The organism is Saccharopolyspora sp. (genome assembly GCF_017434145.1).
GTDB lineage: Bacteria > Actinomycetota > Actinomycetes > Mycobacteriales > Pseudonocardiaceae > Saccharopolyspora_C > Saccharopolyspora_C galaxeae.
In genome coordinates this window covers 1-2016 of the sequence record NZ_JAFRFW010000932.1, presented here as the reverse complement: position 1 = coordinate 2016, position 2016 = coordinate 1, and the positions used below count along the sequence as shown (strand labels likewise).

The window sequence follows — 2016 nt, the reverse complement described above, 5'->3', positions numbered from 1 at the left end:
TCAACCGTTTCGGCGAACAGATGATCGAAAACCTGTGCAAAACCAAATATCATATTATTCTCCGGCCCCATCCCCAGTCGATGACTTCCGAAAAAGAACTGATAGACCGGCTGCGGGAAAAGTTTCCGGAAAGCGAAAAGCTGGAGTGGAATTTTGATAACGACAACTTTGATGTTCTGTACCGGTCGGATCTGCTCATCTCCGATTATTCCGGCGTCGTCTTTGATTTCACGCTGGTGTTCGACCGGCCCACCCCGCGCGCGGTCGCGGAGCTGCTGCACGACGAGCTGGCGGTGCCCGCCGCGGATCCCTTGGACGAGCTGGACCACCAGGTCGAGCGGCTGCTCGCGGACGCGGACTTCGCGCAGCGGCAGGAGATCGCCGCCCGCCTGGACCGCGTCGCCGCGCGGGCCCGCAGCGAGGCGGGAGCCGACGCGGACATCGCGCAGGCGCCGCTGGAGGAGCTGCTCGACCTCATCGACGACGAGTTCGTCGCTTGACCCACCGATGTGAGGACGGACCGGTGCAGGAAGACCAGCAGGAGAAAGTCGTCGACTACCTGCGGCGGGTGACCGCCGATCTCCGGGCCGCGCGACGGCGCATCGAGCAGCTGGAGGGCCGGGCGCGGGAGCCGATCGCGGTGGTCGGCATGGCCTGCCGCTACCCGGGCGGGGTGCGCGGGCCGGAGGACCTGTGGGAACTGGTCGACTCCGGCGGCGACGCGATCTCCGCGCCGCCCGCCGACCGCGGATGGGACTTGGCCGAGCTGGCCGGCGAAAGCACGACGACCTCCGGCGGTTTCCTGGCCGGTGCGGCGGAGTTCGACGCCGGCTTCTTCGGCATCTCGCCGCGCGAGGCCGAGGCGATGGATCCGCAGCAGCGGCTGCTGCTGGAAGTCGGCTGGGAGGCCGTGGAGCACGCGGCGATCTCCCCGGACGCGCTGCGCGGCTCGCGGACCGGCGTGTTCGTCGGCGCCTACCACTGGGGCCGCTCCCAGTCGCGCGCCGATGAGCTGCAAGGCCACACGATGACCGGCACCGCCTCCAGCGTGCTGTCCGGCCGGGTGGCCTACGCGCTGGGGCTGCGCGGCCCGGCGCTGACCGTGGACACCGCGTGCTCGTCGTCGCTGGTGGCGCTGCACTTGGCGGCCCGGTCGCTGCGTGCGGGGGAGTGCTCGCTGGCGTTGGCGGGCGGCGTGACGGTGCTGTCCGATCCGTCGCTGTTCGTGGAGTTCTCCCGGCAGGGCGGGCTGTCGCCGGACGGGCGTTGCAAGGCGTTCGCGGCGGAGGCCGACGGGACCGGCTGGGCCGAGGGAGCCGGCGTCGTGGCGCTGGAACGGCTCTCGGACGCGCAGGCGAACGGGCATCGGGTGCTGGCGGTGCTGCGCGGCACGGCGGTGAACTCGGACGGCGCGTCGAACGGGCTCACCGCACCGAACGGCCCCGCGCAGCAACGCGTGATCGAGGAGGCGCTGCGCGGCGCGGAGCTCGAACCGTCCGATGTGGACGCGGTGGAGGCGCACGGAACGGGGACCAAGCTCGGCGACCCCATCGAGGCGCAGGCACTGCTGGCGGCGTACGGGCAGGACCGGGACCGGCCGCTGCGGCTGGGATCGCTGAAGTCGAACATCGGCCACACCCAGGCCGCCGCCGGGATCGGCGGGCTCATCAAGATGGTGCAGGCGATGCGCCACGACGTCCTGCCGAAGACGTTGCACGCCGAGCAGCCGACGCCGCACGTGGACTGGTCCTCCGGCGCGGTGCGGCTGCTGACCGAGCAGGTCGCGTGGCCGCGCGGAGAACGTCCGCGGCGTGCGGCGGTGTCCTCGTTCGGTGTGAGCGGCACCAACGCGCACGCTGTGCTGGAGGAGGCGCCCGGCGAGCAGGCCGATGAGGCCGAGCGTCCCGAAGGCCCGGTCGTACCGTGGGTGCTCTCCGCCCGCGGTGAACCAGCTCTGCGCGGGCAGGCCGAGCGGCTGCTGCACGCCGCGCGCGAACTCGACCCACGGGACGTCGC

2 protein-coding genes are annotated in these 2016 nt (G+C 71.2%); both read left to right on the top strand.

All coding sequences use genetic code 11. The features are described 5' to 3' along the window. Window positions 1–500: CDP-glycerol glycerophosphotransferase family protein (locus IJH84_RS25180; RefSeq protein WP_295149794.1), on the top strand; the 500-nt coding region annotated here is incomplete at its 5' end. 23 nt (window positions 501–523) lie between these two features. Further along, window positions 524–2016 (top strand): beta-ketoacyl synthase N-terminal-like domain-containing protein (locus IJH84_RS25175; protein WP_295149792.1); only part of this gene is annotated, 1493 nt, incomplete at its 3' end.